A 7,117-nucleotide genomic window follows, 5' to 3' on the forward strand; every position below is an offset into this window, starting at 1 on the left:
GAAGGCGCGGTATTATGCCTGCTTTGTCCGGCGGCATGAAAAGTCTGCCCGTCGGAACGCCACGTTTGAGGAATATAGATGTCACCCTGGCTGACGATCGTGGGAATCGGTGAAGACGGCTTCAAGGGCCTGGGCAAGAACGCCCGGCGTGCTCTGCTGGGCGCTTCGCGGATCGTCGGCGGCCAGCGTCAGCTGGATCTGCTGCCGCCGTGCATCGGCGGCGAGCGGCAATTGTGGCCGAGTCCGTTTTCCCTCGCGCCGGTGCTCGAGTCGCGTGGCGAGCCGGTCTGCGTGCTGGCCAGCGGTGATCCGATGTTTTACGGCGTCGGTGCCAGTCTGGCGCGTCAGGTGCCGAGCGCCGAGATGGCGATCATCCCCGCGCCTTCGTCCTGCGCATTGGCGGCGGCGCGCCTGGGCTGGCCGTTGCAAGAGGTGACGGTTGTGTCGCTGGTGGCGCGTCCGCTGGCGGCGCTCAATGCGCATCTGTTCAGCGGCGTGCGTCTGTTGCTGCTGAGCAATGACGGCAGCAGCCCTGCCGCCGTTGCGCAATTGCTGTGCGAACGTGGTTTCGGCCCAAGTCGCATGACTGTGCTAGAGCACCTGGGCGGTGCCGCCGAACGACGTATCGAACGCAGCGCCAGCGAATGGGACGACCCGGCGGTCGCCGACCTCAACGTCGTCGCTGTCGAGTGCCTGGCCGAACCCGGTGTTACCGGCCTGTCGCGCCTCGCCGGCTTACCCGATTCGGCGTTCCGTCACGACGGCCAGTTGACCAAGCGCGACGTGCGCGCCATCACCCTCGCCCGCCTGGCGCCGAAGCCCGGCGAACTGCTCTGGGATGTCGGCGCCGGCAGCGGTTCGATCGGCATCGAGTGGATGCGCGCGCACCCGAGCTGTCGCACCATGGCGGTCGAGGCCGACGAGGGCCGTCAGCAATTGATCGAACACAACCGCGATGCGCTGGGCGTACCCGGCCTGCAATTGATTCGCGGCAAGGCGCCGCAAGCGCTGGATAACCTCGAACGGCCGGACGCTGTTTTTATCGGCGGCGGCGTGACCCGCGAGGGTGTTTTCCAAACCTGCTGGGACCAGCTCAAGCCCGGCGGCCGTCTGGTGGCCAACGCCGTGACCCTGCAAAGCGAAGTCACCCTGATGCACTGGCGCGAACAATACGGCGGCGAACTGACGCGCGTCCATGTCGCCCAGGCGCAACCGCTCGGCGAGTTCGATACCTGGCGTCAGGCATTGCCGATCACCCTGCTGGAACTGGTCAAAGCCCTCGATGCGTGACGAAACCGCCGAACAACCCGCGCCCCTGCGCAGCGGCCTCACCACCGGCAGTTGCGCCACCGCCACCAGCCTCGCCGCCGCGCGCCTGTTGCTCGCCGGCATCGCTGCCGACGCGGTGCAGATCACGCTGCCCAAGGGCAAACAGGTGCAGATGCGCCTGGAGTTCTGTCGCCTGAGCGCGGGCGGCGCCGAGGCCGGGACGATCAAGGATGCCGGCGATGACCCTGACGTCACCCACGGTGCCCTGCTCTATTCACAGGTGCGACTGTGCGCCGAACCAGGAATTCGCTTCAACGCCGGTGTCGGCGTCGGCACGGTGACCCGACCCGGTCTGGTATTGGCCGTCGGCGAACCGGCGATCAATCCGGTGCCGCGCAAGATGATCAGCGATCACCTGGCCTTGCTCGCCGCCGAAACCGGCTACGGCGGCGGCTTCGACGTCACGGTCAATGTCGAGGGCGGCGCAGAACTGGCGCTGAAAACCATGAATCCACGGCTGGGCATTCTTGGCGGCCTGTCGATCCTCGGTACCAGCGGCATCGTCCGGCCCTTTTCCTGCGCCGCTTACATCGCCTCGATCCATCAGGGCATCGACGTGGCGAAAACCAACGGCTATCTGCACATCGCCGCCTGCACCGGCAACGCCAGCGAAGACACCATGCGCCGGGTCTACGATCTGCCGGAAATTGCCCTGATCGAGATGGGTGATTTCGTCGGTGCGGTGCTCAAGCATCTGCGCAAAGTACCTGTGGATAAACTCAGCCTGTGCGGCGGCTTCGGCAAGATCAGCAAACTCGCCGCCGGGCATATGGATCTGCACTCACGGCATTCGAGCATCGACTTGCCGCAACTGGCCGAGTGGGCGGCGGCGATTGGCGCGGATGAGGCATTGCAACAAGGCATTCGCGAAGCCAATACCAGCCAACAAGCCTTGGCCATGGCCAGCGCGGCGGGCATTGCTTTAGGGGATGAGGTTTGCCGCCATGCGTTGAATTTCGCCCGCAGCGTGGTGCCGGCACAGGTGCAGGTCGAGGTGTTTGCCATTGATCGTCAAGGCGGGATTGTCGGGCATGCCGGAGGTTTTGCATGAAACGGATCCTATTGCTTGGCGGTGTCACTGAAGCGCTGGCGATTGCTCGCACGCTCGGTCCGCAACATATCTACAGCCTCGCCGGCGTTGGCCGGGTGCCGAGCGATTTGCGCTGCCAGGTTCGGGTCGGCGGCTATGGCGGCGCGGAGGGACTGGCGCAGTTCATCGCCGATGAAGGCGTCGATCTGCTGCTCGACGCTACACACCCGTACGCCGCACAAATCAGCGCCAACGCCGCCCGCGCAGCACAGCTCGCCAGCATCCCCTGCTGGGCCTTGCGTCGCCCGGCGTGGCAACCGCAAGCGGGCGATGACTGGCGCGAGGTCAGTGACTGGGCCGAACTCATCGCCGCCCTGGAACCGTTCCACCGCCCGCTGTTCACCCTCGGCCGCGAACCGCTGCAACACCTCGACGAAATCCCGGCACACCAGTTCTGGACCCTGCGCGCCCTCGACGTCTGTCCCGGCAACGCGCGCTGCGAAGTGATCGGCGCCCGTGGGCCGTTTCTGCTGGAAGACGAGCGCGCGCTGTTCGAGCGCAGGCAGATCGATGTGCTGATCAGCAAGAACAGCGGCAGCAGCGCGACTGAGCCGAAGCTCGAAGTGGCGCGTGAGCGTGGCGTGCCGGTGCTGGTGTTGAAGCGGCCGGGGTTGCCGGGGGTTGATCGGGAGTTTGGATCATTCGCTGAAGTCCTCGCTGCCCTTTCCCACTGAATCGGCACCGCCCTATGTGGGAGCGAGCCTGCTCGCGAAGACGTCCGCACCGGCAGCCCATCAGTGCCTGACAAATCGCTTTCGCGAGCAGGCTCGCTCCCACAGGAACCGTGGATGTTGCTGATATCTGTGCACACTCACAAAATTTGTGGGAGCGGGCTTGCCCGCGAAGGCGTCAGGTCTGGCACTGCAAATTCAAGTAGCTACACTCCTTTAACAGCTCAATGCGACACCAAACCGCACGACGCTTTTTTACTTATCGGCCCTGATCAGGCTAAATGGGCCGCGCCTGATCGCCCACCCAACGGACCTGTCCCATGAACCGACGCCGGTTAGCATTTGCCTGGATCGCCTGCCTTGCAGTGCTGTTCAACATGCTCGCCATGCCGCTGAGCGGGGCGATGGCGCAGGCGGCCAGTTCACCGGCCGAGCAGATACTCTGGAGCAGTTTCTGCACCGGCAGCGGCATGAAGATGGTGGCGATCGACATCGGTGCCACGGATGAGAAGGCCCCGCAAAACGACAGCCATTCGAACATGCAGCACTGCTGGTGTTGCTCAGGTGGGGCGCCATTGCTGGCGCTGCCGGGGCATTCGCCGCAGCTGTATTTCGCGCAATTTGAAAGCAACCGCAGCGTTGCGCCCGTCTCCCTGCAAGCCCCGACGCCGCGCCAGCAATGGCCGAGTCTCAATCCCCGTGCTTCCCCTCTGGTCTGATTTGTTCGCGCCACAAATCCGCGTTTCAAATCGTTCTGGAGAACTGCCATGTTGAAGAAACTCTTCGTCCTCGCCGCGCTGTTGTTGCCGGCGTGCTTCGCCCATGCCCATGAATACAAGGCGGATGCGCTGGAAATCGCCCATCCGTGGTCGCAGGAACTGCCGCCGAATGCGCCGACCGTCGCCGCCTACTTCATCATCCACAACACCGGCAAAAGCGCCGATCGCCTGCTCAGCGTCGACTCGCCCATCGCTGCACAAGCGCAGTTGCACGAGCACGTGATGCAGGGCGATCTGATGAAGATGCAGCAAGTGCCAAGCGTGCAAATCCCCGCCGGCGGCACCGTGACCTTCGCGCCGATGGCTTATCACGTGATGCTGCTCAACCCGAGCGATCGCAGTCTGCTCAGCGACGGCAAGCGCTTCCCGATGACCCTGCATTTCGAAAAGGCAGGTGACGTCAGCGTTGAAGTTGCCGTGCAGAAGAAAGCGCCGGAATCCGCCCAGGGCCACGTGCACGCTCAGTAACCGTTTCGGCTGACTTCGCCCATGCGTCCGTTGCGCGCCAGGCCCGTCCCGCATCACCGTCAGACTCAAGCGCTGACGCGTGGCAGCTGGATCGCCCTGTTCGCCATGTTGATGATCTTCATCGGTCCACTGATTTCTCAGTCGATGCCGATGGATCAGCACGCCTCGACGTCGATGCCAATGAGCATGGACATGTCGATGGACATGCCCGGCATGGATCACAGCGGCCATGCAGCCCAGCCTGCGGCCGAGCATTGCCCGCCGCAATCTTCGCACCACGTGCTGTGGGAAAAATGCGGCTATTGCAGCCTGCTGTTTAACTGCCCGGCACTGACCGGCGGCGGCGATTTCGTCGCTTTCAACATCCCGCCACCGAACACCTTCACCCCACCCTCCCCGCGTCTGGGCCATGCCCGCCAACCCTTCTTCCCCGGCGCCCGCACCCGCGCCCCGCCCATCGCCACGTAAACACGCACCTCTGATTGCACACGGTTGAGAAGACAGCTCCAGGCTGCCGGCCGTGGTGTTTACGACTGTTCGATGGAAATTGTCATGTCCAGGTTTACTGCTGTCCCCTGCGCGGAATCTGCCCGCGCGCACTTTGCCCTGAATGAATCGCGGATTCGTTGCAGGCACGCTATTGCCGTCCTTTGCGGCGTACTGCTGACTCCGCTGGCGCTGGCTGATGATCACACCGGCCACGGAAATGAACTGAGCCCGACGGTGATCACTGCCATCGCCCCAAGCTCGCCACTGACGATCGTCACCAACCCCAGGGATCCGCGCCAACCGGTGCCGGCCAGTGACGGTGGCGATTATCTGAAGACCATTCCCGGCTTCGCTCTGGTGCGCAATGGCGGCACCAACGGCGATCCGGTGCTGCGCGGCATGTTTGGTTCGCGGCTGAATATCCTCACCAACGGCAGCATGATGCTCGGCGCTTGCCCTGGCCGGATGGACGCGCCGACTTCGTATATTTCACCGGAAACCTACGACAAACTCACGGTGATCAAAGGCCCGCAAACCGTCCTCTGGGGTCCGGGCGCATCGGCCGGTACGGTGCTGTTCGACCGTGAGCCGGAGAACTTCGGCGAACTCGGCACTCGCGTCAACGCCAGCATCCTGGCTGGCTCCCACGGCCGTTTCGACAAGGTCATCGACGCGGCTGCCGGCGGTCCGTTGGGCTACGTGCGCGTCATCGGCAACACCGCGCATTCCGACGATTACCGCGATGGCAACAACGACATCGTCGCCTCGCGTTACGACAAGTGGAACGGCGATGTCGCACTGGGCTGGACGCCGGATGCCGACACCTTGATCGAACTCACCGCCGGCAAGGGCGACGGCGAGGCGCGGTATGCCGGGCGCGGCATGGACGGTTCGCAATTCCTGCGCGAAAGCCTCGGCCTGCGTTTCGAGAAATCCAACATCAGCGAGGTGCTGGAAAAACTTGAGGCACAGGTCTACTACAACTACGCCGACCATGTGATGGATAACTACACCCTGCGCACCCCGTCCGGCACCGGGATGATGGCAGGGCCCATGGCGTCCAACGTCGACCGTCGCACCCTCGGCGCGCGGCTCAAGGCGACCTGGCGCTGGGCTGATGTTCAGCTGATCACCGGCCTCGACGCACAGACCAACGAGCACCGTCAGCGCAGTGCAATGGGCGTCGATACCTACAAGCAGCTGCCGTACAGCAAGGACGCCGATTTCCATAACTACGGCGTGTTCAGCGAAATGACCTGGTACGCCGCCGAGCGTGATCGCCTGATCACTGGCGCCCGTGTCGACCGTGCTTCGGCCAAGGATTACCGGCAGACCACCGGCTCGGGGATGATGTCCCGCCCCAACCCGACCGCCGACGACACCCGCGCCGACACCCTGCCCAGCGGCTTCATCCGTTACGAGCATGACCTCGCCGACAGCCCGACCACGCTCTATGCAGGCCTCGGTCACGCGCAACGCTTCCCGGATTACTGGGAGTTGTTTTCGCCCAAGTCCGGCCCGGCAGGATCGGTCAATGCGTTCGACTCGATCAAACCGGAAAAGACCACGCAGTTCGACTTTGGCGTGAACTACAGGAGCGCCGACCTCGAAGCCTGGGCCTCGGGTTACATCGGTGTGGTACGCGATTACATCCTGTTCGACTACACGCCGGGAATGATGGGCATGAGCACCTCGCGCGCCGAAAACATCGACGCGCGGATCATGGGCGGCGAACTCGGTGCTGCCTACAACCTCACCGACAACTGGAAAGCCGATGCGACCCTTGCCTATGCCTGGGGCAAGAACAGCAGCGACGGCTCGGCCCTGCCGCAGATGCCACCGCTGGATGCGCGCTTCGGCCTGACCTACAGCGAGGCCAAGTGGAGCGCCGGCGCACTCTGGCGAGTGGTCGCCGCGCAGCACCGCATCGACGCGAACAAGGGCAACGTGGTCGGCAAGGATTACGCCCAGAGCTCGGGCTTCGGCGTGTTCTCGCTCAACGGCGCGTACCGCATCAACCAGCACTGGAAGGTCAGCAGCGGCGTCGACAACCTGTTCGGCAAAGCCTACGCCGAGCACCTGAACCTGGCTGGCAACGCGGGGTTCGGTTACCCGGCCAATGACCCACAGGCAATTAATGAACCGGGGCGCACGCTCTGGACCAAAGTGGATATGAGTTTCTGACACCAACACCTACCCATGTGGGAGCGAGCCTGCTCGCGAAGACGGCGCCACGGTCGGCATTGATATCGACTGAACAACCGCTTTGCGAGCAGGCTCGCTCCCACAGG

At 63.8% G+C, this 7,117-nt stretch carries 7 protein-coding genes; all 7 read left to right on the forward strand.

The features are described from left to right. The first annotated feature begins 78 nt into the window (after positions 1–78). Complete coding sequence (gene cbiE, locus QMX86_RS10685) at positions 79–1,290, forward strand: precorrin-6y C5,15-methyltransferase (decarboxylating) subunit CbiE (RefSeq protein WP_282383717.1); 1,212 nt, start codon at positions 79–81, stop codon at positions 1,288–1,290. After that, entirely contained in the window at positions 1,283–2,380 is a 1,098-nt protein-coding gene (locus tag QMX86_RS10690; RefSeq protein ID WP_282383718.1) for a cobalt-precorrin-5B (C(1))-methyltransferase, read from the forward strand. Before cbiE ends, QMX86_RS10690 begins: the two co-directional genes overlap by 8 nt. Beyond that, positions 2,377–3,093: a cobalt-precorrin-6A reductase gene (locus tag QMX86_RS10695; RefSeq protein ID WP_122707790.1), complete on the forward strand. Its 717-nt coding sequence runs from the start codon at positions 2,377–2,379 to the stop codon at positions 3,091–3,093. Before QMX86_RS10690 ends, QMX86_RS10695 begins: the two co-directional genes overlap by 4 nt. A gap of 317 nt (positions 3,094–3,410) precedes the next feature. Beyond that, positions 3,411–3,809 carry a DUF2946 domain-containing protein gene (locus tag QMX86_RS10700; protein ID WP_273526473.1) on the forward strand — a complete coding sequence of 133 codons (399 nt, stop codon included), beginning with the start codon at positions 3,411–3,413 and terminating at the stop codon, positions 3,807–3,809. A 48-nt stretch (positions 3,810–3,857) separates the two neighbouring features. Further along, positions 3,858–4,337 carry a copper chaperone PCu(A)C gene (locus tag QMX86_RS10705; protein WP_282387663.1) on the forward strand — a complete coding sequence of 160 codons (480 nt, stop codon included), beginning with the start codon at positions 3,858–3,860 and terminating at the stop codon, positions 4,335–4,337. 21 nt (positions 4,338–4,358) lie between these two features. After that, positions 4,359–4,805 (forward strand): DUF2946 domain-containing protein, encoded by a 447-nt coding sequence (locus tag QMX86_RS10710; RefSeq protein ID WP_071174270.1) that lies wholly within the window; start codon positions 4,359–4,361, stop codon positions 4,803–4,805. 84 nt (positions 4,806–4,889) lie between these two features. Then, positions 4,890–7,010 (forward strand): TonB-dependent copper receptor, encoded by a 2,121-nt coding sequence (locus QMX86_RS10715; RefSeq protein ID WP_282387660.1) that lies wholly within the window; start codon positions 4,890–4,892, stop codon positions 7,008–7,010. The last annotated feature ends 107 nt before the right edge of the window (positions 7,011–7,117 follow it).

The organism is Pseudomonas sp. PS01270 (assembly GCF_029959775.1).
GTDB classification, from domain to species: Bacteria; Pseudomonadota; Gammaproteobacteria; order Pseudomonadales; family Pseudomonadaceae; genus Aquipseudomonas; species Aquipseudomonas atacamensis.

Coding starts and splice junctions, on each gene's coding strand:
- cbiE (WP_282383717.1), top strand. CDS start 79: ATGTCACCCTGGCTGACGATCGTGGGAATCGGTGAAGACGGCTTCAAG.
- QMX86_RS10690 (WP_282383718.1), top strand. CDS start 1,283: ATGCGTGACGAAACCGCCGAACAACCCGCGCCCCTGCGCAGCGGCCTC.
- QMX86_RS10695 (WP_122707790.1), top strand. CDS start 2,377: ATGAAACGGATCCTATTGCTTGGCGGTGTCACTGAAGCGCTGGCGATT.
- QMX86_RS10700 (WP_273526473.1), top strand. CDS start 3,411: ATGAACCGACGCCGGTTAGCATTTGCCTGGATCGCCTGCCTTGCAGTG.
- QMX86_RS10705 (WP_282387663.1), top strand. CDS start 3,858: ATGTTGAAGAAACTCTTCGTCCTCGCCGCGCTGTTGTTGCCGGCGTGC.
- QMX86_RS10710 (WP_071174270.1), top strand. CDS start 4,359: ATGCGTCCGTTGCGCGCCAGGCCCGTCCCGCATCACCGTCAGACTCAA.
- QMX86_RS10715 (WP_282387660.1), top strand. CDS start 4,890: ATGTCCAGGTTTACTGCTGTCCCCTGCGCGGAATCTGCCCGCGCGCAC.